Here is a 22,847-nt window from a genome sequence, read left to right on the forward strand (position 1 = left end):
TCACTCACAGCAGCGGCTGAAGGGTCCCGGCGGCGTACTGCTCCAGCGCATCCGCCACACTACCGCCTTTGCGGTAGGTATAGCCTTTGATGCCGGACGTCTGCAACGCTTTCGCAGCGTTTCCACCCATCTGCCCGGTGATTAGGACTTCTGCTCCGTTATCGGCGACGAGCTGCACCGCTCTCGGACCGACACCGCCTGCCGCATCAGCAAAACCGTTCGCTACACTCTGCGACTCACCGGTCTCCGTGTCGACGAAGACAAAGTAGGGTGCTCGTCCGAATCGCTCTTCTGCCGGGGCTTCCGTGCCGGAGGCACGTGCTGTAACACATACTTTCATACTAATGTCAACTCCTTTCTGAGATTGATAAACCTATAAGCGTAATAATTGTCTGATTCGCCACTGAACGGCAACCAGAAGCAATCGAATACCTTTAAAAACACCCAGGAAGGGTGATGAAAGGCATCGATGACCGAGATAGTGGTTCGGCCACGGGGCGTTCCCCGGCCGAACCATGAGGATACGTGCAGTCTGATCCGCTCACGCAGGAACCCGGGCGGCATCGGTCGATGCAAGTGCAGGCGCCCGGTGCGGGAAGAGCAGATCCTTCAGTTAGTGCGTTCCGTCGCAGCTCTCGTGCCCGTGGTGGCACGAACTGTCACCCGCCGTGAGGCGGCCTGCGATATACTCCTGTGCGACGAAGTCGATCGGTCCGCCGACACCGAGGAGCACCTCGATGCCGTTCGCTGCAAAGAGCTCGACGGCTCGAGGACCCATGCCGCCCGCAATCACGAGGTTGACCCCGTTTTCACTCAGGAATACCGGAAGCCGTCCGGGCTCGTGTCCGGGGCTTGCAAGGTCGTCCTCTTTGAATATGATCGAGTTCTCGACGCGGTACATTGCGTACCCTTCACAGTGTCCGAAATGCTCGGAGACCTGATTCCCGTCTTTGGCGATTGCTATCTTCATTGACCGATCGCTCCTCACACTCTCCGCCGTCGTCCGCCGGAAAAGCCTCTGCCGCAGCCGCATGGCATGCCGCCGCGGCCAAGACCGTATACCTGGGCCGCCTGTGCGTCGGCGTTCTGTTCGCTTCCGGCCTGTACCTGAGCCGGCACGCACCGTCCCAGACGCCGTCCTGTCATTGCCCCCATTCCCCGGGGTCCTGTTCCATCAAATCCAGGCATAATAGTATTCACCTCACATGTTGTGATATACTACACATATGCGCATAATGCCATAAAGGTTTGGATACCGGAACATGCCGGGAAACCACCCTGAATAGCTCCAAAATGCCAGACAGGTCTCTTTGGCAAGGCACATCCGGCACGAGCGGTGTGCTGCCATGCCACCGAGAAAGAGGGGGCTGCATACCTCATCATGGCGAGAAGGCCGGAAAAGCGGGATCAGAAGCCGGAGGGGAGAAGAATCTCACGAAACACTAGGCTTCGTTCCCCCGCTGGGCCTGCATGTCCGCGACCCTCAGGTCCGGGTGCCGGTACCGCCCCCGTTTTTCTGTGCCCCGCATGACGTGGAGCTGGATTGCCTCGATCGGGCAGAAGTGGAGACAGGCGCAGCAGAGTTCGCAGCGGTGGTTCCAGACCGGGCGGCCGCGTTCGAGCGTGATATTTCCCGCCGGGCAGACCTTTGCGCAGGTGCCGCAACCGGTGCAGGCGTCCGATACTGAGAAGTCTTTGTCCCCCCCGTGAACATTCCGTGCAAACCGACCATACGTTATGGCCTTCGCGAGCAGAGAGATCGGTGCGAATCCCGGCGGAGCGGCCGTGCCGCTGCCGATCACCCCTGCTATATCCCCAAGCCTTTTGTCCGCCGCGGCAAGGATCTCGTCGCGTTTTTTTCCCGACGCCGGGCGATAGAGCGGTGGGAAGTTTCCGGGCATCCCGACCGCAAATCCGGCATCAAGTCCTCTACCCTGCCGTTCCCGAATAATCCCGTTCAGCTGGTGGAGGGCCGAGACGCCCATGCCGCCCATCGTAACGATCGCAAAGACGTATCCGGTACGCGAGAGGTCGAGTCTTTCGGCGAACTCTGCGACCATGACCGGCACACCGCAGTCATATACAGGGCAGACGATCCCGACCCGGTCCGCCTGCGGGCTGATCCTGCCCGTGGTATTTCTCAGCGACGCTATCGGGATGAGATCCGCATTCTCGAGCTCCGCCGCAACCCGTTTTGCTGCTGCAAGCGAATTGCCGGTGCCGGTGAAGTAGTAGATACTGGTCTTCAGGCGGCACCTGCTGGCGGCACCGCAGTCGGGAAGGTCGTCCATAGAAATCGTATTTGCGTGGAGAGACATAGACCTTCTGCAGGGAAACGGCAAACAGGAGCAGAGGAACGTCCCGTTATGCTCAAAGCCGTCGCATCGGATTCCAAAGAGAGATAAAAGATTCATTAAACGACTACCTATCAAAAAAGAGGCTGGAAACACACCCGGAAGAGAAAACTGCGATCTCTCTTCTTCGGCGGTCTTGCCCTCCTTGTGGCCCTCTGTGCCTCCAATTCGTTTATTGTGCCGACCCACCAGGTGAATGCCTTCCTGATGGCACCCGGTGGCTACCGCAACGCGGATTCTATACGGACAAGGGATCTCCTGACCGTACTATTCCTCATCGTTGTAGCAGGATGGCTTTATCTGATCCTCGGGTAATTACCTGCTCGTAGAAGATCCGGGTGAATCAAGCATGTTCATTCAACAATTTTTCATTCCTGGGATCGCGCACAGCTCCTATCTCATCGGAGCTGGCAGCACATGTGCAATCGTCGATCCGGCACGGGATGTCGGGAGATACCTCAATGCCGCAAGAGATCTCAATCTCACGATCACGCATGTCCTGGAGACGCATCTCCACGCTGATTTCGTGTCCGGGCATATGGATCTCGCCGATATCACAGGAGCCGGGATATACGCACCGGAATCGGGGAACTGTGAGTTCGAACACGTTCCGGTTTCGGATAGCACCCGATTCGAGATCGAGGATATCCTCTTTGAGGTCCGGGACACCCCCGGGCATACTCCGGACGGTGTGACCTATGTCATCTCGGATCGCTCCAGGGGGGATGATCCGGTTGCCATATTCCCCGGAGACACCCTGTTTGTCGGTGATGTGGGGCGGCCTGACCTCTTCCCCGGGAGAGCCCGCGAACTTGCAGGCATTCTGTATGACAACCTCCACGCAAAGATCCTCACCCTGCCCGACTCCTGCATGGTATTCCCCTCCCACGGTGCGGGTTCCCTCTGCGGCAGGGCAATGGGTGCGATGCGGTTCTCCACCCTCGGCTACGAGCGGAAGTACAACCAGGCTCTGACCATCGCCGACCGAGAAGAGTTCATCCGGTCCCTTACCGAGGATATGCCGCCGGCACCCGATCACTTCAGCAGATGCAGCGAGATCAACCGCCGGGGTCCCCCGCTCACCCGCACGCTCCCCGAGATCCACCCTATGAGCCCGGAAGAGTTCAGGGTCAGGGCGGAACAGGACGACACCATTGTGCTCACGGTCGGCGATTACACGGCGTTCGGAGGGCAGCACATTCCCCGAAGCTACCACATCGATATCGCCAGCAACTTCTCCACGTTTGCAGGATGGACACTCCCACCCGACAGAGACATTCTGCTCGTTGCCGACAATCCCGCACAGTGTCGCGACGCAGTCACCATGCTCCGCCGGGTCGGACTTGACCGGACCGTCGGCTACCTCGAGGGAGGGACCCATGCCTGGGTCATGGCCGGATGCGCCACCGATTACGTCCCCCTGATCTCACCCGTACAGACCCGCGCCATGATAGAGGGCGGGGCGGTACAGGTCATTGATGTGCGATCCCCGGCGGAGTATCTCGAGGGACATGTCAAGGGGGCTATCAATATCCCTGCGCCCGACCTGAGAACACGGTTCACCGACCTCAATCCCGACCAGCCCATCATCGTGATGTGCAGGACGGGGCACCGGTCGAGCCTGGCATGCAGCCTCCTCAAACAGAAGGGATTTACCAGGGTATACAACGCAGCTGGCGGGATTACCGGGCATCGTGCGGCAGGATACACCTGAAGGGTGAGCGCATGGACTGGACTCCCTATCTCGCCGGCTTGGGGATAGGCATTCTCAGCTGGTTTACCTTCCTCCTCTCGGGCAGACCTCTCGGATGTTCGACGGCCTATGCCCGAACGAGCGCCATGATAGAGCGGGCTATCCGCGGCGATTCGGTGCTTGAGAAACCCTACTACAGGAAATTCGTCCCGCAGATCGATTGGGAATGGATGCTTGTCCTGGGCATTGTCATCGGAGCCTTCATCACAGCGATCATTCAGGGTGAGTTCGCTCTCATCTGGGTCCCCTCGACATTTGAGGCGGCATTCGGATCGAGCAGCCTCCTCCGGCTCGCAGTCGCGCTCGTCGGGGGCGTTCTGATGGGTCTTGGTGCCCGATGGGCGGGAGGCTGTACAAGCGGGCACGGGATCTCCGGGACACTTCAACTGGCGATAGCAAGCTGGATCGCTGTTGCCGTCTTCTTTGTAAGCGGAATCATCGTCGCCTTTCTGCTCTACGGGGTGATCGCCCCATGATAGAGCGTGACGGCGGCGCTCTGCAGCGCCTTCGCCAGAATCAGTCCTTGCAACGGCTTCTGGGGCTGGTGATGGGTGTCGCGTTCGGGGTCTTCCTCCAGCTCGGGGGCGTCACCAGGTACGACGTCATCATCGGGCAACTCCTCCTCTATGATTTCACCGTGGTGAAGGTGATGCTCTCTGCGGTGGCTGTCGGCATGGTGGGCGTCTATCTGCTGGTACATCTTGGTCTTGCCAGCCTCAGCATCAAGCCGGGATCGATAGGCACCACGGTGCTCGGAGGAATCATATTCGGGTGTGGGTTTGCTGTCCTCGGATATTGCCCAGGAACGGTCGCCGGTGCAGTCGGATCGGGGGCGCTCGACGCTCTCTTTGGGGGGGTGGTCGGAATTCTCATAGGTGCCGCGATCTTTGCCGAACTCTACCCCCGTCTGGATGCATCGGTTCTGCAACGGGGGAACATTCCCGACACGACGATACCCGAACTTCTCGGCGTCCGTCCCGGGGCGGTGATTGTTCCGATGGTCATTCTGATCGTCGCCGTCCTCTACGGGATCGAGTACCTGGGTCTCTGATCCCCGTGCAGTGGCTTGAAACCCGGCTCTTTTTTTCTTTTTCAGACCTTGAACGGTCCGGGATGTCACGGCGGTACCTCTGGCTCGACGCGATCGCGGTATGTATCTGGAGTTGTTCAACCGCACAGGCGGCGAGACCTGGCGGAACCTCGGACTGTGCCTCGTTAACCAGAATGACAACCTGCTCTTTATCAGGTGACGTGTTAAAAGAGTGTCATTTCTCACTGCGAACTATACCCGCAGCATCGATGCGAGGGGAGCGATTCGAACGCTCGAACACCTTCGTGACAGGGTCCTAAGCCCTGCGCCTTTGGCCAGGCTCGGCAACCCTCGCTTCCCTATACAGTGGAAGAGTACCGGATTTATACCTTGCTCCGAAGCTCCGGCGATTCCGGGAGAATCAGGGCTGCAGAGCCGGATCTGCGGCCCCGGATCAGGGTGGCGTATCCCGCGACGAGCAGCGCGAGGAAGAGGGGCCCAAGAACGAATCCGATGATACCCATAACGGCGAGTCCGCCGAAGAATCCGATCCACATGATCACCGGATGAATACTGGCACGCCGCCCCATCATCAGCGGGCGGAAGTAGATGTCGGGGAGGGCGCAGACAACCGGATAGCCGACCAGCGCCACGAGCACCGCTCCCCGCATATCCCCTATGGAGAGGGCGAAGATACCGAGGAAGAGCATGATCAGGGACGGGCCGATGATCGGCACGAGCTGGAAGACGCCGGCCATGACCGAGTAGAAGAGAACGTGCCCGTAGCCGAGGACGTAAAAGAACGGGAGGGCAAGAAAGAAAGTGATGACCGACGTCGCCACGTGCACGACGTAGATGGCGTAGAGCGTATCGACGGTGACCTTCGACATCCGGCCGACCGCGTCTCCAAACGCCGCGGGCAGGTGAGATGCGAGCCCTTTAACGGCCTCGGCGCCCTTATGGAGGGCAACGTACAGCGTGAGGAAGAAGACGATGATCTTAACGCCCATAAGCGGGGCGAGCGCCGCCGTGCCGGAGAGGGACGCCTTCAGGTTCGCAGCCTGCCCGGCAAACAGTGCGGCTATGTCGTCCTGCGGTATCGGGAGCAGCGCCCCCGCCTCGCCGAGCGTCGGTGCGGCGATCCAGTCGGCGATGATGCCGAGGATCCCGATGAGGTACTCCGCGTTCCGGGCGAGCACGAGCGTGACGAAGGCTCCGGACGCCAGAAGAACGATGACGACGGCCGCAACCGTCGCACCGGCCGCCGCCGCTCCGGGCATAAAGCGGGAGAGAAAGCGGTGAACCGGGTAGATCACCACGGCGACCGAGAGGGCGAGGATGACCACATCGAGAAGCGGCCAGAAGAGAGCGGCGGCGGCAAGGAGAATGCCGGAGAGAAGCGCGAGCGTGACGGGATCGATGCGCGAGGTATCGGACGGCATGGCGCTCTCTTCAAGGATTGGATCCGAAGGATACATAATGGACTCGAAACTCCACCGATGCGTCCTGCCGCACCTGCCCGGCCGCCCCCTGCAAGCCCGTGGCTTTCCTGCGGCGGTACCGGCAAATCCGGTGAGGGTTACTAATATGCACTAGTAATTATATAAAGTACATCAGATCCCGTCGATATCCGGGGCACCTGCGGTGGCGGCAGAAAAGCCAATCTTCCGGAACGAAACGGGAAAGATGGTAACATGAAAACCTTTATCGAATAGACCGCACGTATTTTTCCATAGTTGGAGTACCGATGCTGAATGAACTCATTCACATCCTGGCAGCGGCGATCATCAGCTGGGCTCTGTTCGTAACGATCGACATTCTCTTCCGGCTACCGGAGGCAGGGGGCGTCAGCGGGGCATCCGCCATAGCCGAAGACATAACGAAAGGCGGAGGTTCCCTGCACGGCGGCACCATGATGGGGAACATCGTCTGCTCTCCCGATGCCTCCGCGGGAACCCTGCTTGCCGCGTGCGGCGTCTACGTGGCCGGGATTCCGGGAGGGCTTGCAGCAGCGGTGCTCGTTTACATCGGAAACCGCATCTGCCACGACCCGGGATATGCCGGGACGACGGGAGCGGTCATCGCCACATTCGTGGTGTACGGATTCACGCTTGCCGGATTTGCCGCCTCCGACTTCATCGCCGGAACTGTCGTCGCTATTCTCGCGATCCAGGGAATATCGCATGTTCACGCGAGCGCCCTGCTCACACGGCTCTCGAGGTGGCGCTCGTGATCGCCCTTCCGCTTCTCGGCGCCATAGCCGTCTTTGCCGCCCTCCGGGCGGTCTTTGAACGGAAGACAGGCAGGAAACTTCCCTACCTCAATGCCATGAACTTCGCCATAGCGGGTTCGCTCGTGCTGCTCCTCGACCACCCGCTCGCACTCGTCGCCGCCGCGGCGTACTTCGTCGGGTCGACGCTCGAATCGAACGCAATCGCGAGCACCTACGCGGGAGGGATACTGAAGGATGAATGATCTTCTCGCGAGTCTTTACGGAGCTATCGCCCTCATCGGGGCGGTGAGCGCCCTTCTGCAGACCAATTCCTTCAATAAACTGATCTCCGTCGGGATCATCGCCGGGGGCGTCATACCGTTCCTCGTCGACCGCGGGTACCTCGACGTCGCGATCGCCGTCGGGCTCATCATCCCGGTGACGACGATCATCATCCTGCTCGTCTGCAGGAGGGGTGCGGCATGACTCCGGAGTTCCTCCTCGGGTGTGCGATCCTCCTCATCGGGGTCGTCGGCGTCGGGTTCCCCCGGGAGAAGACCTACGTCGGCAGACTGATCAATCTCGAGATCCCGGCGTTCGGGCTCCTCTTGATCATGCTCTCGTTCGACGAGACGCTGGCACTGCTCACCTTCGTCGGCGTGACGGCGATCTCGACCTTCGTCCTGGTGCGGGTCATCGAGCGGAGGGGTGAGCCATGAAGCGGCCAGGGCTCCTCATCAGCAGGATATCCCGGACGGTCTCGGACTACACGAACCTCTCGGCGCTCTACGCCCTGCTGGTCGTGGCGGCCGTCGTCATCGGCATGGTCACGCTGCCGTTCATCGGCTACGACGAAGACCAGCTCTACCCGAAGACGATCGACCGGGCAAGCAGCCTCGACCCCTACGACCGGGGCGGGGTGCCGTTCGGCACGACGGACGTCGCGGCGCAGTATCCGGAGAACTCCCCGTACCTCGGCTACGTGACGGCATACCTGACACCGTTCTCAGCGTTCCTGGCGGGGCAGACGCTCCACCTCGGCACGACGATCGTCTCGCACCCGGGCGGTATCACCGACGAGATCCTTTACAATACCCGGGGGCTTGACACGGTCGCGGAGACGAGCATCCTCTTCGTGGCGTTCGCCATCGCCGCATACCTCTTCCGGAGGGATGAGTGATGGATCTCGTCTACAGCCTCGGCCTGCTCGTCGTCTTCCTCGGGATAATCGTCGGGTTCTACGCCCTCATGCGCGAGCGGGACGACCTGCACCGGATACTGCTGACCGATCTTGCGGAGATCCTGGCGCTCGCCCTCATCGCCCTCGTCGCCACCGACCTTGCCGAGGCGCTCATCCTCCCCGGCCTCGTCGTCGGGATATCCGAGCTCCTGGCCGTCTCGGAGGTCTACCTCGCCAAAGAAGAATTACGGACGCCGCCGGTCGCTCCGCCGCTCCGGATCGAGGTGATGGAGAGCGCACCAGGGATCATGGCGCTGATCCTGGTCACGTACGGCATCGTCCTCTCCGGGTTCACCGGCGGGGCGATCGCCGCCGTGGGCGCGCTCTTCTACTACCTCTGCAAGGGGCACGACGAGCGGTTCGACCTCATCGAGACCGTCAGCGGCTACGCCTGGGTCTTCTGGATAGGGGCGTTCTTCATCTTCATGTTCCTGCCTGCGTACTGGTTCTTCGGCGTGATGATCGCCGGCGGCGCGATCCTTGTGAAAGTGATGGCAAAGATGTCCCTCATCGGGACGATGCGGGGTGGCGCGAATGTTTAACCTCCCGGTAACGAACATCGGCGGCAGCGAGCTCTTTGTCCTCGAGTTCGGGGATATCGTCGACTACTTCAGCGTCTATACCGCCGCGCTCTTCGCCTTCGCCCTCATCTTCACCGTCCTTGCGATCGTGAGCCGCCCCGAGCGAATGGTCGATATCGCGTTCGGGGGCGACGCCTACTACACGAAGGAGATCGACCCGAAACTGCTCCGGTTCCAGCGGTTCATGGCGATCGCCTGCGGCCTTGCCACGCTCGGCGCCGTCGTGAGCGGCGATGTCTTCAACTACGCCCTCTTCGTCTCGATGGTCGGCATCACCAACATCGGCATCGTCGCGGCGTACCGGAACAAACACGTCCTGAACGCCGCCTTCCAGTACGGCATCGTTGCGATGCTCGCCACGGTGCCGCTCTTTGGAGGAGCGGCTATCGTACTCGCCTCGACCGGCACCCTGAGCCTCTGGGAGCTCTACCTCCCTGCAGTCGCGGTGCCGCTGATCGCAAAGGTCTTCCTCGTCCTCGGGGTGATGGGCGAAGGAATGGCACCGTTCTACGTGGCGAAAGCGGAGATCACCCGCGCCCAGGGGGCTCCCTTCATCCTGATGGTGCACGTCAGTTCCCTGCTCGTCTTCCTGCGGGTGGTTGAGATAGTCATTTCGATGTGATGAGATGATACAGAAACAGCGTTCACTGAGTATTGCGGCGTTCTCCGGGATCGTCTGCCTGGCCGCGGCGATCGCGGCAGCGGCAGGCCTGCTTGACCTCTGGGTCGCGGAACTGCTGCTCGTCTTCGCATTTCCACCCTTCATTATATTCCTGGCACTATGGTGGAGTGCATCGGATGGAGTTGCGGACATCCCGTTCATAGGATACTGACATGATAGAATACCTGATCTTCGCACTGTTCGCAGGGCTGCTCTTCCACGGCATTCACCGGAAGGTCATCGCACGGGTGCAGGGCCGCCCCGGGCCACCGATCTGGCAGGAGATTCTCCATACGCTGAAGTTCTCGTTCAAAGAGACCTGGATACCCCTGACGGCGAGCCGGACGCTCTTTGTAGCCGTTGTGCTCGTTGCAATCGGGATCTGGAGCGCCTCACTCTTCATCCTGCTCTCCGGCGGTAGCATCCTGCTGCTCTTCGGCGTCTACCTGATCCACAAGATCGTGGAGCACGGGCTCGGCCTCTCGTCCGGTTCGCCCTACGGCAAGTTCGGGGCGATACGCTCGGTCATCTCCGCAGCCTCGGAACTGCCGCTCCTTGCGACGATCGGCGCGATATACTTCTTCACGAACTCGCTGATGCTCTCGGATATCATCGCCTGGCAGCAGGTAAACGGCCCGCTGCTCATCATCGCCTTCCCGGCAGCGGTCGCGATGTACCTCGTGATCCTCTCAAAGCTCCACTACAGCCCCTTTGCCATCATCGAGGCCAAAGAGATCGTGAGCGGCAACATGACCGAGCACTTCGGCGCCTGGCGGGCAGGCCTTGAAGTCGCGTTCGCGATCAAGACCTACGTGCTCCTCTACGCCTTCGTGCTCATCTTTATCGGGCAGCTGCCCTTCCTCGTAACACTGCTCGTGATGCTCCTCATCCTCGTATCGCTCTCATTCGTCTGCGCAGTCTCACCGATGCTCTCCCCGTACGACACCGTTACGGTGCAGAGCCTGGTGACCGGGGCAGTCGTCGTCTATATCATCGTTCTCGGGGTGATTATGGGATGAATCTGATACGTACGCTTATCACGCTCGGAGCCGTATTTTATACTGCAGTAATGCTGGTCCAGGTGACCACGAACGAGAGCATACTCACGCAGGCGGCCGCCGGCATTATTCTGCTCGTCGCTGTCGCCGCGCTCACGTGGCAGCGCGAGAGCCTTGCTCTCAAACGCTACGAGATGACCCTGCTCTGGGTAAGCGTCCTCTGTTTTGCAGTCTACGCACTGGCGGGTGCGTTCGGGAGGGGCCTGTGATGAAGTACCTGTACGAGAAGGATCTCCGGCAGATGAAGTACAATATCTTAACGAGCACCCGGCACGACCTGGCCGTCAAAGAGCTCGCACGCCGCCTCGACGTAAGCGACCAGAAACTCAGGATGATCCTGATTCGGGACTTCGATATGTCGCTCCTCGAGAATCTCCAGGCCCGCTACGAGATGGGGCTTCTGCACGCCGACAGGGGCGATCCGATCGCGGGGGCGCTCGGGTGCGAGTTCTTCACCCGCTTCATCCCCCTGGTCGAACCCGGGACGATGCAGGCGATCTATAACGACGTCAGAGCGGCGATCGCGGCCGGAACACCGGAAGTACCGGCGATCGACGATGGGAAGGCAAAGATACGCGAGGCAATCAAAAGATGAGCATCCTTCAGAAGATCAAAAACACCGTCCGTTCGCGCTCGATTCATGTCGCCTACGTCGACGTCGGGTCCTGCAACGGCTGCGACATCGAGGTGCTTGCATGCCTCGCACCCCGGTACGACATCGAGCAGTACGGCATTTACGTTCACAATAACCCGCGGGAAGCGGACGTCCTGCTCGTCATCGGGTCCATGACACCGCAGTGGGTGGATAAGCTCCAGGACATCTGGGAGAAGATCCCGGAACCAAAGGTGGCGATAGCCGTCGGGAACTGCCCTATCTCAGGCTGTGTCTTCAACCGTTGGCACTCGTACATCGAACCGCCGGTCGCGAAGTACATCCCCATCGCGGCACAGGTGCCGGGATGCCCACCCCGGCCAACGGAGATCCTGAATGCCATACTCGCGCTCGCACCGACGCTGTTTAACGATTACGAGGAGAAGAAGAAATGAAGAAGACCGTCGACGTATCCATCCCCCTCGGCCCCATGCACCCCTGCTGGAAAGAGCCAGTCCGCTTAAAGTGCGAGACGAGCGGGGAGCGGGTGCTTAGAACCGAGGTCGAACTCGGGTACATGAAGAAAGGGATCGAGCGGATCATGCGGGGGCGCCCCTGGCAGGAAGTGATGTTCCTCGCAGAGCGCGTCTGCGGCATCTGCTCCGTCGTCCACAATATGGTCTTTATCGAGGCGATGGAAGGTATCAGCGGGATCGAGGTGCCGCCGCGTGCCGCATACCTCCGCGTCGTCGTCAACGAGCTCGACCGGATAGCAAGCCACATCCTCGCGAACTTCTCCTACTGCTACACAATCGAGCATGAAACCCTCGCCATGTACCTGCTGAACGTCCGCGAGACCGTTCTCGACAACCTCGAACGGATCACCGGCTCCCGGATCAATACCGCCTACATGATCCCGGGCGGCGTGCGGTTCGACATCTCGGACGAGGACAAAGCCGCGCTCCTCGCGGACCTCGCGAAGGTCGAGGCGGATATGAAACGGTATGTCAGCATGTTCGAAACCGGCCCCCTGATCGCCCTTCGGAGCAAGGGAATCGGAGTTATGACGCGGGAAAGGGCGATCGAGGCACACACTGTCGGGCCGACCGCAAGGGCGAGCGGTGTGCCTGAATGCGACCGCCGGCTCCGCCACCCCACCTACCGGCAGCTCGGCTTTGAGCCGATCAGCAGAACCGAGGGCGACAACTTCGCCCGGAACATGGTCAGGTACCAGGAGGTCTTCCAGAGCATCGACCTCATCCGGCAGTGCGTCGACCGGCTGCCGGAGGGCGGTTCGATCCGCGGCGGCGGCGTCTGCAGTGCCGGCGAGATCGTCTACCAGGGCGAGGCGCCGAGGGGCGAGCTGACCTACTCGATCACATCCGACGAATATGGCAGGATCGTCGATATCACCATCAGAACGCCGTCCATCATGAACATCGAGGCCTGCGCCCACCACATGATCACGGATGCAACCTCGATCGCCGACGTGACGTCGACGTTCATCAGCAGCGATCCCTGTATCGCCTGCAACGAACGGTAGGAGGAGAGAATGGGTCTGTCAATCACCTGGTACTTACGCGAATTCCTGCGGATGGAGTGGCTCCGGAAGTTCTTCTTTGCTAAGACCGCTCCGCTGGTTTCCCCGCCTTATTTCAAGGACTACCCGCTGACGACCGGGCACGAGTGTACGGCCTGCTACAGCTGCATGATGATCTGTCCGGCGCCGGGGGCGATCGAGGTTCTCCGGCACCAGGATCACTGGAAACCCATGATCCACCGCGGGCACTGCATCCGCTGCGGCCTCTGCGTCGAGGCCTGCCCCGAAGACGTCCTCTGGAGCGGGCGGGTGCTCGACCAGCAGCAGCAGCAGAAGACGGAGTTCCGGTCGTGGTACCGCCTCACCGTCGACGATACGCTCTGCATGCGGTGCGGGAACTGCGCCGTCTCCTGCCCGGTCAACAAACGCGAGGACCCGCAGCTTGCATCCACCGGCACCTCCGCAAACGACGAGGTTATCATGAAAGTCGAGGGCGGGCGCCTCCGGGTGATCCACGAGGAGAAGTGCGTCGGGTGCAAGACCTGCGAGAACAACTGCCCGAACAAGGCCATCCGCGTCGCCCGGATGGTCGAAGGCATCCAGGAGGAAGCGGCATGAAGTTTCTGATGAACACGGGGCGTACGGTGAACCAGGGCGCGAGCGTGGAGAACAAGCGGTCGGCCGCCTACAACGACGAGACCGGCACCTGCTTCATGCACCTCTTCGACATGATGGAACTCGGCGTCGACGACCGGGAGAACGTGCGGGTGACGAGCCCCTTCGGCGAGGTCGTCCTCATGGTCGTATCCGACGAGCACCTCAAACCGGGAACGATCTTCGTGCCCTACGGACCGTATGCAAATCACATCATCGACGGAGAGACCCACTCGACGGGGATGCCCGACTTCAAATCGACCGAGGTGACGATCGAACCGACCGATGAAGCTCGCAAGTCCGTCTACGACCTGATGGCGGACCTCGGAGGACTGCCCTATGATCATTAAAGACGCCGTCTGCCCCTTCTGCGGATGCCTCTGCGACGATATCGAGGTGACGGTCGATGACGGGAAGATCGTCGCCGTCGACAACGCCTGCACGCTCGGGAACCACAAGTTCCTCGGTGATCACCGATTGCCGGGCCCTATCAGGCGCGACGGTGATACCTGGAAAGATATCAGATACGACGAGGCCGTAGAGTATGCCGTCGATATGCTGCTCGAGGCCGACCGGCCGCTCCTCTACGGCTGGAGCGGCACGCACGGCGAGGCACAGTGCGTCGGCGTCCATATGGCCGAACTCCTCCGGGGCGTCATCGACAACACCTCGTCCGTCTGCCACGGCCCGTCGATCCTCGCTATCCAGGAGGTCGGCCACCCCGGCTGCACCCTCGGTCAGGTGAAGAACCGGGCGGATCTCCTCATCTACTGGGGGTGCAACCCGATCGACGCCCACCCCCGGCACCTCTCCCGCTACACCCGCTATGCCGACGGGTTCTTCCTCGAGAATGCCTTCCGCGACCGGAAGGTGATCGTCGTTGATGTCCGGAAGACCGAGACGACGAACCTCGCCGACGAGTTCGTACAGATACAACCCGGCGCCGACTACGCAGTGCTCTCGGCGCTCCGGGCGATCGCCCGCGGCAAGGGAGACGCGCTCCCCCGCACCGTCGGAGGCGTCCCCCGCGAACAGCTCGTCAGGATCGTCGATCTCTGCAAAAAAGCGAAGTTCGGAGCGGTCTACTTCGGCCTCGGGCTCACCATGACCCGGGGGAAGTACAAGAATATCCGGAACGCCATCGAACTCGTCGACGAGCTCTCCCGGCACACGAAGTTTACCATTTCGGCGATGCGCGGGCACTACAACGTCTACGGGTCGAACGAAGTGAACACGTGGATGACGGGGTACCCGTTCGGGATTGACTTTTCACGCGGGATCGCCTTCTACAACCCGGGCGAGACGACCGCCGTCGATATCCTCGCCCGGAAGGAGTGCGACGCCTGCCTGATCGTCGCAAGCGACCCCGGCGCCCACTTCCCCCGCGCCTGCATCAAGCACCTTGCCGATATACCGGTGGTGCAGATCGACCCGTACGCCAACGCGACCACGGCCTTCTGCGACGTCCAGATACCGGTCGCGGTGACCGGAATAGACGCCGAAGGCACCGCATACCGGATGGACGGCGTACCGATACGGACACGGAAGGTGCTCTCGACCGGCTACCCGAGCGACGAGGAGATTCTTGGACGGATATACGCACGGATACAGGAGGTGCGGCAGCCATGAGCGAGATGCTGATCAAAAACGCCTTCGTCATCGATCCGTTGAACGGGATCAACGGCGAAGTGATGGATATCGCCATCCGCGATGGGAAGATCGTCGAAGCGGTCGGCGATGCGGCGGAGGTCATCGACGCCCGCCGAAACCTCACGCTCCCGGGAGGGGTAGACTCGCACACGCATATCTGCGGCACCAAGGTGAACTTCGGCCGCTACATGAGCCCTGAGGATATGCGTGCGGGGAGGACCCCACGGCGCGGGCATATGCACGCCACCTCGGGTTACAGCGTGCCGACGACCTACGGGAACAGCTACCGCTACAGTGCGATGGGCTACACCACCCTGCTCGAAGGGGCGATGGCACCGCTCGAGGCACGCCACACCCACGAGGAGTTCAGCTACACCCCCCTCCAGGACACCATGGCAAACGCCCTCTTCGACGGGAACTGGTCGGTGCTGGAGGCGGTGCGGGACGGCGATACAAAACGGGTCGCCGCCGTCATCGCATGGGTGCTCTCCGCCGTCAAGGGGTTCGCCGTCAAGCTCACGAACCCCGGGGGCACCGAGGCGTGGGGCTGGGGAGAGAACGTAGACTGCATCCAAAAACCCATCGCCAACTTCGAGGTCTCCCCGGCGGAGATCATCAGGACGATCGTGGAGGCGAACGAACTGCTCCACCTCCCGCACTCGGTGCACCTCCACTGCAACAACCTCGGAAAACCCGGCAACTACACCTGCACGATGGGAACGTTCGGGCTCATCCCCGACCTGAACAAGAAACGCCAGACGCTGTACGCGACGCACGTCCAGTACCACGCCTACGGCGGGTCGGGGTGGAACGACTTCTGCTCGAAGAGCGAGCCGATAGCGAACATGGTGAACATGCGCCCCCAGATCGCGATCGATATGGGGCAGGTGATGTTCGGCAAGACCACGACCATGACCGCCGACGGGCCGATGGAGTTCAACCTCTACCGCCTCCACCACGACAAGTGGAGCAACCACGACGTAGAGCTCGAGACGGGCTCCGGCATCATCCCCGTGCTCTACCGGAGAAAGAACCTCGTCAACTCCGTGATGTGGGCGATCGGCCTTGAGCTTGCGCTCCTCGTAGATGACCCGTGGCGGTGCCTCCTGACGACGGATAACCCGAACGGCGCTCCGTTCGTCCGCTATCCGGAGATCATCGCGCTTCTGATGAGCAAAAGATACCGGGAGGAGGAACTCGCGACGGTGCACCCCGATACGGAGCACCGGGTACCGCTGCCGGCGATCGACCGGGAGCTGGACTGGCACGATATCGCGGTGATGACCCGTGCCGCCCAGGCGAAGGCACTCGGCATCGTCGATATCGGGAAAGGCCACCTCGCACCCGGAGCGGACGCCGACGTCGCGATCTACCCGATCCGCGTCGACGAGACCGACCCGTCCGTCGACTACCGCAGGGTCATCGATGCGTTCAGCCGGACGGAGTATACCATCAAGCGCGGGCGGGTCGTCTGCCGGAGCGGCGAGTGCGTCGTCGACGGGAACAACACCACGATCTGGGTCAAGCCGAAGGTCTCTCCGGAGTACGACATGGGCAAGGATCCCGACTTCATCAGGAAGTTCGACCGCTACTACACCGTCCGGATGAGGAACTACCCGGTCCAGGACGAGTACCTGAAGCGGAATCTCTGCATCGAGACGGAGGCGGAGCTATGATGCGTGTGACGCTCGCGGTGAAACCGCGCAAAAAACCCCTTCTCCCCATCGAGGCGGAGTGCATCGTGCCGAAGACTTTCCTTTCCGGCGAGGCCGTATACGTCTGGCGCGGGAACAAGGAGCTCCCGCTCGACGAAGTCTTCTCCGTTACGATAGAGGGAACGGCTGACCGCACGGAGGACGTCGAGATCTTCATCTCCGGCGACACCTCCCGGATCAAGCGCATCGGGGAGTACCTGGATGCCGGGCGGATCGTCATCGAAGGCGACATCGGGATGCACTGCGGCAACTTCATGAGCGGCGGCACCATCGAGATCGGCGGCGACGCCGACGGCTGGCTCGGCAGGGAGATGCGGGGCGGCACGATCATCTGCCGCGGCAACGCGGCGGACTACTGCGCAGCGGGGTATCGCGGCGGCCGGAAAGGCATGACCGGCGGGAAGGTGGAGGTCTTCGGCAACACCGGCGATTTCCTTGCAGAGCATCTCGCAGGCGGAACGGTAATCGTCCACGGCGATGCGGGCGATATGGCCGGTATCGAGATGCATTCGGGCTCGCTCACCATCGAGGGGAGTTGCAGCCGCCCGTGCGGGAACATGGCGGGAGGTACGTGTGTGGTGCACGGCACCGCTCACGAGATGCTCCCCACCTTCAGAAAGATCGGACCGACCACCCTCGAAGGGATGCCGTTTACGTCATTTACGGGTGATATCGCCAATCGAGGGAAAGGAAACCTTATTGTAAGGGACTACACATACATGGATTAATGGCCAGGCACGAGTGCGGTTTCGAAGCTCCGATACACTGCAAAAAGTGCGGACGGCCGCTGACCTCAAACGAGCGCATCGGCCTGTACTGTCCACACTGCGGCAGAAGAGTCAGTATGCTCTGTCCGGGGTGCGGACGACGCTGGTAATCAGAGCCGGTTTTTAACCCACTCGGCGTATTGAGCCCGTACTTTTTCGATCTCCTCTCTTGAAAACTCCGCCTTTCCCGCCTTTCGGAGAAATGCTTCCAGCTGACGTACAACCAGCTCGGCGTCCTGATGATCGCTGACATCCAGATACTCGGGAGCACGGTTGCTATCGATCACCTCGCCGCAGATATGGCAGAGTTTGAAACGTTGAAACCTATCCATGTAGGTGAATGCCTGGCATCCCGGACAGCGTGTCACGAGGTACATGATCATGGCAATGTGCGGCCCTGAAGATAAATATCTTCCTATATTCCGCGCTTTTCAGCAGAATCGGGGTAACTGAGCAGGGAGCGGCGGTATGGAAAGCCGGAACCGGGGAGCTGCCTGTGGTCGTTCGACCGTCCCCTTCCGGCGTTCCCGATGCGTGAGCGTGGTGCGAGCGGCAGTGAAAAGAATAGCGCGGGGTTTACCCGCGATCGATCGTGCGTTTCCGGAGGCCGTGAACCGCCGGCCCGTGGAGGACCTCGCCGTCGACGGAGTAGCGGGAGCCGTGGCAGGGGCAGTCCCAGGACTTCTCCGCCTCGTTCCAGGAGACGATGCACCCCATATGCGGACAGACCGGATCGAGTGCGTGGAGTCCGCCGCCCATGTCCCGGTAGACCGCCGTCTTATGGCCGTCGACCTCAAAGATCCCTCCTCTGCCAGGAGGGAGCGCGGAGACGTTCGACGATGGACGGGCAAGACGCCCGCCGATCAGCCCTTCCGCTACGTCGATACCGTGCGCAATGACCTCCTTCGCCGAGGTCACCGGTTTGAACCGGGAAGGAGCGAAGACGTCGGTCCAGGAATTGGGTCGCTTCAGGATCAGATCGGAGAGGATCATCCCCGCTGCCGTGCCGTTCGTCATCCCCCACTTCCCAAACCCGGTCGCAACGTAAAGGTGTTCATGCCCGGGGGAGATATGGCCGATATACGGAGCTCTATCGACCGAGATGTAATCCTGCGTCGACCAGTGGTACTCGATCGACCGGACGGTATAGACCGACCTGATGTACGCGTCGAGCGCCCGGTAGTGCTCCCGCGTGTCCCCTCCCTGGCCGGTCCGGTGGTCTCCGCCGGTCACGAGGACGATATCTCCCGCTTCATCGGGGTGCATGCGGAGCGAGTGCGTGGGGCTCTCTGCATTGATGAACATGCCGTCCGGGAACACCTCGTCGATCCGCACCCCGAGGACGTAACTGCGCGAGGGGTACGCCCGGAGATAGTAGAATCCCGGCTTGTCATGGAACGGATAGTGGGTTGCGAGGACGACGTCGTCCGCCGTCACCGACCCGTGTTCGGCCATCACCCTGCAGGGCTCCCCCTCTTTGACGTCGATCGCCCGGGTCTGCTCGAGGACGTAACACCCGCCCCCGTGGATGCGATCGGCAAGCCCGAGCAGGTACTTGCGCGGGTGGAACTCAGCCTGGTTCTCGAACCGGACGGCGCCGTAGGTCTCCGTCGGCAGGGGGACAGCCTCGACGAAGGCGGCGGGCAGACCGAGACTCCGGGCAGCATCGGCCTCGTCCATTATCTTCTCGCGGGATGCACTCGATTCCGCGAACGTGTATGCGGGTTTGCGGGTGTAATCGCAGGATATGCCGTGCCTCCGGGCAAGAACTTCGATCTGCCCGATAGCGGCCTGGTTGGCGTCGGCATACATCCGCGCCTCGCCGTCTCCGAAGTTATCGATGAGGTAGCGGTAGATGAGCCGGTGCAGGGAGGTAACCTTCGCCGTCGTATGCCCGGTCACCCCGGCGGCGACCCTGCCTGACTCGATGACGGCGACCGACCGGCCGGCCTCTTTGAGCAGGAGAGCCGCCGTGAGCCCGGCGATACCGCCCCCGATTATCGCAACGTCTACTCTGAGATCCCCTTCGAGGGGGGGATACCGCGTCCCGGGCGTCGTCGCCATCCAGAGCGACTCGGCCTTTCCGGGGATCTGATCCCCGATTGTATGATCAGCCATCGTCATATCCTCCATGCCATGCTCCGGCCACCTGCAGGGGAGAGAGACTGATAGTCGATAGGTATGGCGCTGAACCGGCACTCGTGAACCTGCACATCCCGGTAACAATGCAGACCCTGGCGTTCCGCCGTGACCGCCCTGGCTGCAACCCATGGGGGGCGGGTCGGGTACTTAACGGTTGTGCACCAGGTGTCAAAGCGGTCAATCGCCGCACGGGGGAATAATACCGTGGTCGCTCCTCCGAAGATCTCACAACGGACAGGAGCAGAATACCGGATAGGTAAATAGTCTGGAGAAGAGCGGACGGCGGTTGCGAGAAGGAAGGGGTTTTCAGGGCAGAAACGAAGGAGAGAGAAGATCAGTCTCTCCGGGAGATGAGGAGGAGTCCGATTGCAACCGCTCCGAGCACCGCAAGAATGCCGACAGGAGCCTCCGGTGCCGGAGTGGTGGCGGGTGTCTGCATCATGACAAGCCCTTTATTGTATACAATGACGTCCGGGATAGTCTCGACGCCCGGGACGGACTTCGGGAAGTTCGTGAAGACGACACGCTGCACGGGAATTCCCTTATCGTTCAGCGCCTCCTCGACACCCTTGCCGAGCTCGCCGGACTGCATATTCTCGATGATATAGGTCACGTTCGCATACTTCTCGGGATTGGCGTTGATATCGTCGACCAGCTTCGCCGCGGTGTATTTACCCCCCTGGTAGTGCTCCGGCGCATAGATGTTGACGACGTTGAGCCCGAGCCAGTTCTCGACGGCATCCCGCTGCCAGACGATCGTGATGACGTCCTGTCCCGAGATAGCCTGCCGCTCGTCGTCGGTGAGATCGGCCGCCTCAATCAGCGTCACGTACGACGCATATCGGTCCTCATAGTACGTCCGGTTATCGGGGTCGGCGGCAACGAGCCAGTCCTTCACAATCGCGACCAGCGTGTTCGCTTTTTCGGGGGTGTTCCAGGTCATTGTCGGATCGCCCGGGGTAGTCCACTGAACCGATCCGTACTCGTTTGCAGCCATGAAGTCATCGACGAACGGCATGACGTAGGCTTGGTCGACCGATGTGTTATGGGCGACGAGGAGATCGGCATCCCTGATGAAATCCCGGTTGAGCTGGATCCGGTTGTTGATAACGTCCTGCTGCAGGTGCGGGCAGAGCGTCGGGTCGGAGATGTACATTACTTCGACCTTCTCCCCGCCGATATACTGGAGCGGCTCGGCGAGGACGGCCGTGGTGGAAACCACCGTCAGATCCGCAGAGACCGGCACTGCGAGAAGCAGCGCGAGGAGAACTGCGGTAAAAATGGGTATGCTGCGCATAACGCAGATCTGGTATGAAGAAAAAGTTAAACCTTGCTATTTGTTACCCTTCTTTTCGGCGACAGTAGCACGGCAAGCAGGAACGCACCCGTGAAGATGACCGCGGTGAGCGGACCTACCGGGAGAGAGTACTCAAGACCCGTCAGTGCCCCGGAGACGCTGATGGCTGCAGCGGTGAGGGGCGCCAGGATGAACATCGTCCTGACGTTGTAGCAGAACTGGTAGACGATCGCGGCAGGCGTCACCAGCCAGACGTAGAGCAGCAGGCCGCCGATGATGTTCAGGGCCAGCGCCACTGTCAATGCGATGATGAAGAGCATGCCGTAGTAGATCGGCGTCACCCTGATCCCGGATGCCTCCGCGATCTTCTTGTTGAAGATGATGGCGGTGATCTCCTTGTAAAAGAGCACCACGAAGAGGATCGCCACCACGGATATCAGGGCAAGGCTGTAGATCTCCTCGCGGTACAGGGAGATGACATCGCCGAAGAGCAGGCTGCTCGCGTTGAACCCCTGCCCGAGGTACTGCATGTAGGAGATAAAGAAGATCGCAACCGCCATCGACATCCCGAAGAGGACGCCGAGTGTCGTGTCCGTTGATATCTTGGCCTTATCCGAGAGGGGACCGAGCAGAACGGCGACGGCGAGGGCAAAGACGATCGCGGTGAAGGTTCCGTTCATCCCGAGGAAGAGGCCGACGGCCGCTCCTGCGAAGGCGGCATGCGCCATGGTGAATCCTATCGACGAGATGTTGATCTGCGTGATGATGACGCCGAGGATGGCGCAGGCGATCGAGGCAAAGAGCATGGCCTCGACGGCGTGGCAGACGATGTTGTTCGGAATAAGAAACTCAAGCATTATTGCACCGTAGAGGCTTTCCGCACCCGTGATTCGACCTCGTCGGGGCGGCATGTCTCATCGAGAGAGAGCGTTCCGTCGCGCATGACGATGATACGGATCTCGCCGTCGGGCAGGCCGTCGAACGCGTGCGAGACCATGACGACCGCAATCCCCTTCTTCGCCAGGTCCTTCAAGACCCCGCTCACGAAATCCCGGGTGCAGAGATCGAGGTTGCTGAACGGCTCGTCAAGCAGGAGGATCTCCGGCTCCTTGGCAAGGTTCTGCGCGATGAGGGCTTTCTGCTGCTGGCCGCCCGAGAGTGTCCCGATCGGCCGGTCTCTCAGATCTTCGAGGCCGAGGAGCCGGATAGCTCTGTCGACCGCCGCATAGTCCGCTTCCCCGGGGCGCCTGAGGCAGCCGAGCAGTCCGTACCTGCCCATCATGACCACCTGCTCGGTAGTAAACGGGGTTAAGGGATCGAAGAAGAAACTCTGCACAACGTATCCGACACGCTTTCGCACCTCGCATCCCTGCCGCCGGACATCGAGCCCGCAGACCGTGGCGCTCCCGTGCGTGAGCCGGAGCATCCCGTTCATCGACTCGAGCAGCGTTGTCTTGCCGGCACCGTTCGGCCCGCCGACGATAGCGTACTCACCGGCCCGGATGGAGAGGGTAATCCCTCTGATGACCGGGAAGGCAGCGCCCTCATAGGCGGTGTAGATATTATCGAGATGGATCAGTGTGCCGTTGCCGTTCATGGCC

31 protein-coding genes and 1 tRNA gene are annotated in these 22,847 nt (G+C 61.0%); 21 read left to right on the plus strand and 11 right to left on the minus strand.

Features of this window, described 5'->3' with window-relative positions; translation table 11 throughout:
• Positions 1-4: 4 nt before the first annotated feature.
• The 4 genes from ABH15_RS11200 to ABH15_RS11215 form a co-directional block, all read right to left on the minus strand.
• A complete protein-coding gene (locus ABH15_RS11200) occupies positions 5-340 on the minus strand; it encodes a NifB/NifX family molybdenum-iron cluster-binding protein (RefSeq protein WP_128694482.1) in 336 nt (111 codons plus the stop codon).
• 273 nt (positions 341-613) lie between these two features.
• On the minus strand, positions 614-970 hold the full coding sequence (locus ABH15_RS11205) for a NifB/NifX family molybdenum-iron cluster-binding protein (RefSeq protein ID WP_128694483.1): 357 nt from the start codon (positions 968-970) through the stop codon (positions 614-616).
• Positions 971-984: 14 nt separating this feature from the next.
• The gene (locus ABH15_RS11210) at positions 985-1,188 is read right to left on the minus strand and encodes a DUF5320 domain-containing protein (protein ID WP_128694484.1); all 204 of its coding nucleotides are present in this window, start codon (positions 1,186-1,188) and stop codon (positions 985-987) included.
• A 254-nt stretch (positions 1,189-1,442) separates the two neighbouring features.
• Positions 1,443-2,291: an EFR1 family ferrodoxin gene (locus tag ABH15_RS11215; protein WP_241648097.1), complete on the minus strand. Its 849-nt coding sequence runs from the start codon at positions 2,289-2,291 to the stop codon at positions 1,443-1,445.
• 412 nt (positions 2,292-2,703) lie between these two features.
• Between ABH15_RS11215 and ABH15_RS11220 the strand changes: the two genes are divergently transcribed.
• Genes ABH15_RS11220 through ABH15_RS11230 form a run of 3 tightly spaced genes read left to right on the plus strand, consistent with a single transcriptional unit; the run spans position 2,704 to position 5,158 of the window.
• On the plus strand, positions 2,704-4,068 hold the full coding sequence (locus ABH15_RS11220) for an MBL fold metallo-hydrolase (RefSeq protein WP_128694485.1): 1,365 nt from the start codon (positions 2,704-2,706) through the stop codon (positions 4,066-4,068).
• Between the two features lie 11 nt (positions 4,069-4,079).
• On the plus strand, positions 4,080-4,583 hold the full coding sequence (locus tag ABH15_RS11225; RefSeq protein WP_128694486.1) for a YeeE/YedE thiosulfate transporter family protein: 504 nt from the start codon (positions 4,080-4,082) through the stop codon (positions 4,581-4,583).
• Positions 4,580-5,158 (plus strand): YeeE/YedE thiosulfate transporter family protein, encoded by a 579-nt coding sequence (locus ABH15_RS11230; protein ID WP_128694487.1) that lies wholly within the window; start codon positions 4,580-4,582, stop codon positions 5,156-5,158. The genes ABH15_RS11225 and ABH15_RS11230 overlap by 4 nt, the downstream gene beginning before the upstream one ends.
• Before the next feature lie 249 nt (positions 5,159-5,407).
• Here the strand turns inward: ABH15_RS11230 and ABH15_RS11235 are convergent.
• Positions 5,408-5,492, minus strand: a tRNA-Leu gene (locus ABH15_RS11235).
• 28 nt (positions 5,493-5,520) lie between these two features.
• A complete protein-coding gene (locus ABH15_RS11240; protein ID WP_128694488.1) occupies positions 5,521-6,615 on the minus strand; it encodes an AI-2E family transporter in 1,095 nt (364 codons plus the stop codon).
• 269 nt (positions 6,616-6,884) lie between these two features.
• Between ABH15_RS11240 and ABH15_RS11245 the strand changes: the two genes are divergently transcribed.
• The 18 genes from ABH15_RS11245 to ABH15_RS11330 are packed head-to-tail and all read left to right on the plus strand — an operon-like array spanning position 6,885 to position 17,768.
• Entirely contained in the window at positions 6,885-7,370 is a 486-nt protein-coding gene (locus tag ABH15_RS11245; protein ID WP_174719429.1) for a hypothetical protein, read from the plus strand.
• Positions 7,367-7,612 carry a DUF2109 domain-containing protein gene (locus ABH15_RS11250; RefSeq protein ID WP_128694489.1) on the plus strand — a complete coding sequence of 82 codons (246 nt, stop codon included), beginning with the start codon at positions 7,367-7,369 and terminating at the stop codon, positions 7,610-7,612. Before ABH15_RS11245 ends, ABH15_RS11250 begins: the two co-directional genes overlap by 4 nt.
• Complete coding sequence (locus ABH15_RS11255) at positions 7,605-7,835, plus strand: DUF2108 domain-containing protein (protein WP_128694490.1); 231 nt, start codon at positions 7,605-7,607, stop codon at positions 7,833-7,835. Before ABH15_RS11250 ends, ABH15_RS11255 begins: the two co-directional genes overlap by 8 nt.
• Positions 7,832-8,068 (plus strand): EhaE family protein, encoded by a 237-nt coding sequence (locus tag ABH15_RS11260; protein WP_128694491.1) that lies wholly within the window; start codon positions 7,832-7,834, stop codon positions 8,066-8,068. The genes ABH15_RS11255 and ABH15_RS11260 overlap by 4 nt, the downstream gene beginning before the upstream one ends.
• Entirely contained in the window at positions 8,065-8,529 is a 465-nt protein-coding gene (locus tag ABH15_RS11265; RefSeq protein ID WP_128694492.1) for a DUF2106 family protein, read from the plus strand. Before ABH15_RS11260 ends, ABH15_RS11265 begins: the two co-directional genes overlap by 4 nt.
• Entirely contained in the window at positions 8,529-9,131 is a 603-nt protein-coding gene (locus ABH15_RS11270; protein WP_128694493.1) for an EhaG family protein, read from the plus strand. Before ABH15_RS11265 ends, ABH15_RS11270 begins: the two co-directional genes overlap by 1 nt.
• Complete coding sequence (locus ABH15_RS11275) at positions 9,124-9,792, plus strand: hypothetical protein (protein WP_128694494.1); 669 nt, start codon at positions 9,124-9,126, stop codon at positions 9,790-9,792. The genes ABH15_RS11270 and ABH15_RS11275 overlap by 8 nt, the downstream gene beginning before the upstream one ends.
• Positions 9,793-9,796: 4 nt before the next feature.
• Positions 9,797-10,003 (plus strand): hypothetical protein, encoded by a 207-nt coding sequence (locus ABH15_RS11280; RefSeq protein ID WP_241648098.1) that lies wholly within the window; start codon positions 9,797-9,799, stop codon positions 10,001-10,003.
• Between the two features lies 1 nt (position 10,004).
• The gene (locus tag ABH15_RS11285) at positions 10,005-10,850 is read left to right on the plus strand and encodes a respiratory chain complex I subunit 1 family protein (RefSeq protein WP_128694495.1); all 846 of its coding nucleotides are present in this window, start codon (positions 10,005-10,007) and stop codon (positions 10,848-10,850) included.
• Entirely contained in the window at positions 10,847-11,098 is a 252-nt protein-coding gene (locus tag ABH15_RS11290) for a hypothetical protein (RefSeq protein ID WP_128694496.1), read from the plus strand. Before ABH15_RS11285 ends, ABH15_RS11290 begins: the two co-directional genes overlap by 4 nt.
• Positions 11,098-11,484 (plus strand): DUF1959 family protein, encoded by a 387-nt coding sequence (locus ABH15_RS11295; protein WP_128694497.1) that lies wholly within the window; start codon positions 11,098-11,100, stop codon positions 11,482-11,484. Before ABH15_RS11290 ends, ABH15_RS11295 begins: the two co-directional genes overlap by 1 nt.
• Positions 11,481-11,936 carry an NADH-quinone oxidoreductase subunit B family protein gene (locus ABH15_RS11300; RefSeq protein WP_128694498.1) on the plus strand — a complete coding sequence of 152 codons (456 nt, stop codon included), beginning with the start codon at positions 11,481-11,483 and terminating at the stop codon, positions 11,934-11,936. The genes ABH15_RS11295 and ABH15_RS11300 overlap by 4 nt, the downstream gene beginning before the upstream one ends.
• The gene (locus ABH15_RS11305) at positions 11,933-13,024 is read left to right on the plus strand and encodes a hydrogenase large subunit (RefSeq protein ID WP_128694499.1); all 1,092 of its coding nucleotides are present in this window, start codon (positions 11,933-11,935) and stop codon (positions 13,022-13,024) included. Before ABH15_RS11300 ends, ABH15_RS11305 begins: the two co-directional genes overlap by 4 nt.
• A gap of 9 nt (positions 13,025-13,033) precedes the next feature.
• Positions 13,034-13,639 (plus strand): 4Fe-4S binding protein, encoded by a 606-nt coding sequence (locus tag ABH15_RS11310; protein ID WP_128694500.1) that lies wholly within the window; start codon positions 13,034-13,036, stop codon positions 13,637-13,639.
• Positions 13,636-14,025, plus strand: a complete 390-nt coding sequence (locus ABH15_RS11315) for a molybdopterin dinucleotide binding domain-containing protein (protein ID WP_128694501.1) — start codon at positions 13,636-13,638, stop codon at positions 14,023-14,025. Before ABH15_RS11310 ends, ABH15_RS11315 begins: the two co-directional genes overlap by 4 nt.
• Positions 14,015-15,304: a formylmethanofuran dehydrogenase subunit B gene (locus ABH15_RS11320; protein ID WP_128694502.1), complete on the plus strand. Its 1,290-nt coding sequence runs from the start codon at positions 14,015-14,017 to the stop codon at positions 15,302-15,304. The genes ABH15_RS11315 and ABH15_RS11320 overlap by 11 nt, the downstream gene beginning before the upstream one ends.
• Positions 15,301-17,001 (plus strand): formylmethanofuran dehydrogenase subunit A, encoded by a 1,701-nt coding sequence (locus ABH15_RS11325; RefSeq protein WP_128694503.1) that lies wholly within the window; start codon positions 15,301-15,303, stop codon positions 16,999-17,001. The genes ABH15_RS11320 and ABH15_RS11325 overlap by 4 nt, the downstream gene beginning before the upstream one ends.
• Entirely contained in the window at positions 16,998-17,768 is a 771-nt protein-coding gene (locus tag ABH15_RS11330; protein ID WP_338323536.1) for a formylmethanofuran dehydrogenase subunit C, read from the plus strand. The genes ABH15_RS11325 and ABH15_RS11330 overlap by 4 nt, the downstream gene beginning before the upstream one ends.
• A 149-nt stretch (positions 17,769-17,917) precedes the next feature.
• On the opposite strand, the gene ABH15_RS11340 is transcribed toward ABH15_RS11330, so the two are convergent.
• The 5 genes from ABH15_RS11340 to ABH15_RS11360 all read right to left on the minus strand — a co-directional run bounded on the left by ABH15_RS11340 (position 17,918) and on the right by ABH15_RS11360 (position 22,843).
• Positions 17,918-18,184 (minus strand): DUF1922 domain-containing protein, encoded by a 267-nt coding sequence (locus tag ABH15_RS11340; RefSeq protein WP_128694505.1) that lies wholly within the window; start codon positions 18,182-18,184, stop codon positions 17,918-17,920.
• 199 nt (positions 18,185-18,383) lie between these two features.
• Complete coding sequence (locus ABH15_RS11345; RefSeq protein ID WP_128694506.1) at positions 18,384-19,925, minus strand: FAD-dependent oxidoreductase; 1,542 nt, start codon at positions 19,923-19,925, stop codon at positions 18,384-18,386.
• 358 nt (positions 19,926-20,283) lie between these two features.
• A complete protein-coding gene (locus ABH15_RS11350) occupies positions 20,284-21,246 on the minus strand; it encodes a metal ABC transporter substrate-binding protein (RefSeq protein WP_128694507.1) in 963 nt (320 codons plus the stop codon).
• A 26-nt stretch (positions 21,247-21,272) separates the two neighbouring features.
• Positions 21,273-22,103, minus strand: coding sequence for a metal ABC transporter permease (locus ABH15_RS11355; protein ID WP_128694508.1), 831 nt, complete (start codon positions 22,101-22,103; stop codon positions 21,273-21,275).
• Entirely contained in the window at positions 22,103-22,843 is a 741-nt protein-coding gene (locus tag ABH15_RS11360; protein ID WP_128694509.1) for a metal ABC transporter ATP-binding protein, read from the minus strand. The genes ABH15_RS11355 and ABH15_RS11360 overlap by 1 nt, the downstream gene beginning before the upstream one ends.
• Positions 22,844-22,847: the final 4 nt, after the last annotated feature.

Source organism: Methanoculleus taiwanensis (assembly GCF_004102725.1).
GTDB classification, from domain to species: Archaea; Halobacteriota; Methanomicrobia; order Methanomicrobiales; family Methanoculleaceae; genus Methanoculleus_A; species Methanoculleus_A taiwanensis.

Excerpts from the sequence above, each read along its gene's own strand:
- ABH15_RS11200 (WP_128694482.1), bottom strand. The coding sequence starts at position 340 with ATGAAAGTATGTGTTACAGCACGTGCCTCCGGCACGGAAGCCCCGGCA.
- ABH15_RS11205 (WP_128694483.1), bottom strand. The coding sequence starts at position 970 with ATGAAGATAGCAATCGCCAAAGACGGGAATCAGGTCTCCGAGCATTTC.
- ABH15_RS11210 (WP_128694484.1), bottom strand. The coding sequence starts at position 1,188 with ATGCCTGGATTTGATGGAACAGGACCCCGGGGAATGGGGGCAATGACA.
- ABH15_RS11215 (WP_241648097.1), bottom strand. The coding sequence starts at position 2,291 with ATGGACGACCTTCCCGACTGCGGTGCCGCCAGCAGGTGCCGCCTGAAG.
- ABH15_RS11220 (WP_128694485.1), top strand. The coding sequence starts at position 2,704 with ATGTTCATTCAACAATTTTTCATTCCTGGGATCGCGCACAGCTCCTAT.
- ABH15_RS11225 (WP_128694486.1), top strand. The coding sequence starts at position 4,080 with ATGGACTGGACTCCCTATCTCGCCGGCTTGGGGATAGGCATTCTCAGC.
- ABH15_RS11230 (WP_128694487.1), top strand. The coding sequence starts at position 4,580 with ATGATAGAGCGTGACGGCGGCGCTCTGCAGCGCCTTCGCCAGAATCAG.
- ABH15_RS11240 (WP_128694488.1), bottom strand. The coding sequence starts at position 6,615 with ATGTATCCTTCGGATCCAATCCTTGAAGAGAGCGCCATGCCGTCCGAT.
- ABH15_RS11245 (WP_174719429.1), top strand. The coding sequence starts at position 6,885 with ATGCTGAATGAACTCATTCACATCCTGGCAGCGGCGATCATCAGCTGG.
- ABH15_RS11255 (WP_128694490.1), top strand. The coding sequence starts at position 7,605 with ATGAATGATCTTCTCGCGAGTCTTTACGGAGCTATCGCCCTCATCGGG.
- ABH15_RS11260 (WP_128694491.1), top strand. The coding sequence starts at position 7,832 with ATGACTCCGGAGTTCCTCCTCGGGTGTGCGATCCTCCTCATCGGGGTC.
- ABH15_RS11265 (WP_128694492.1), top strand. The coding sequence starts at position 8,065 with ATGAAGCGGCCAGGGCTCCTCATCAGCAGGATATCCCGGACGGTCTCG.
- ABH15_RS11270 (WP_128694493.1), top strand. The coding sequence starts at position 8,529 with ATGGATCTCGTCTACAGCCTCGGCCTGCTCGTCGTCTTCCTCGGGATA.
- ABH15_RS11275 (WP_128694494.1), top strand. The coding sequence starts at position 9,124 with ATGTTTAACCTCCCGGTAACGAACATCGGCGGCAGCGAGCTCTTTGTC.
- ABH15_RS11280 (WP_241648098.1), top strand. The coding sequence starts at position 9,797 with ATGATACAGAAACAGCGTTCACTGAGTATTGCGGCGTTCTCCGGGATC.
- ABH15_RS11285 (WP_128694495.1), top strand. The coding sequence starts at position 10,005 with ATGATAGAATACCTGATCTTCGCACTGTTCGCAGGGCTGCTCTTCCAC.
- ABH15_RS11290 (WP_128694496.1), top strand. The coding sequence starts at position 10,847 with ATGAATCTGATACGTACGCTTATCACGCTCGGAGCCGTATTTTATACT.
- ABH15_RS11295 (WP_128694497.1), top strand. The coding sequence starts at position 11,098 with ATGAAGTACCTGTACGAGAAGGATCTCCGGCAGATGAAGTACAATATC.
- ABH15_RS11300 (WP_128694498.1), top strand. The coding sequence starts at position 11,481 with ATGAGCATCCTTCAGAAGATCAAAAACACCGTCCGTTCGCGCTCGATT.
- ABH15_RS11305 (WP_128694499.1), top strand. The coding sequence starts at position 11,933 with ATGAAGAAGACCGTCGACGTATCCATCCCCCTCGGCCCCATGCACCCC.
- ABH15_RS11310 (WP_128694500.1), top strand. The coding sequence starts at position 13,034 with ATGGGTCTGTCAATCACCTGGTACTTACGCGAATTCCTGCGGATGGAG.
- ABH15_RS11315 (WP_128694501.1), top strand. The coding sequence starts at position 13,636 with ATGAAGTTTCTGATGAACACGGGGCGTACGGTGAACCAGGGCGCGAGC.
- ABH15_RS11320 (WP_128694502.1), top strand. The coding sequence starts at position 14,015 with ATGATCATTAAAGACGCCGTCTGCCCCTTCTGCGGATGCCTCTGCGAC.
- ABH15_RS11325 (WP_128694503.1), top strand. The coding sequence starts at position 15,301 with ATGAGCGAGATGCTGATCAAAAACGCCTTCGTCATCGATCCGTTGAAC.
- ABH15_RS11330 (WP_338323536.1), top strand. The coding sequence starts at position 16,998 with ATGATGCGTGTGACGCTCGCGGTGAAACCGCGCAAAAAACCCCTTCTC.
- ABH15_RS11340 (WP_128694505.1), bottom strand. The coding sequence starts at position 18,184 with ATGTACCTCGTGACACGCTGTCCGGGATGCCAGGCATTCACCTACATG.
- ABH15_RS11345 (WP_128694506.1), bottom strand. The coding sequence starts at position 19,925 with ATGGCTGATCATACAATCGGGGATCAGATCCCCGGAAAGGCCGAGTCG.
- ABH15_RS11350 (WP_128694507.1), bottom strand. The coding sequence starts at position 21,246 with ATGCGCAGCATACCCATTTTTACCGCAGTTCTCCTCGCGCTGCTTCTC.
- ABH15_RS11355 (WP_128694508.1), bottom strand. The coding sequence starts at position 22,103 with ATGCTTGAGTTTCTTATTCCGAACAACATCGTCTGCCACGCCGTCGAG.
- ABH15_RS11360 (WP_128694509.1), bottom strand. The coding sequence starts at position 22,843 with ATGAACGGCAACGGCACACTGATCCATCTCGATAATATCTACACCGCC.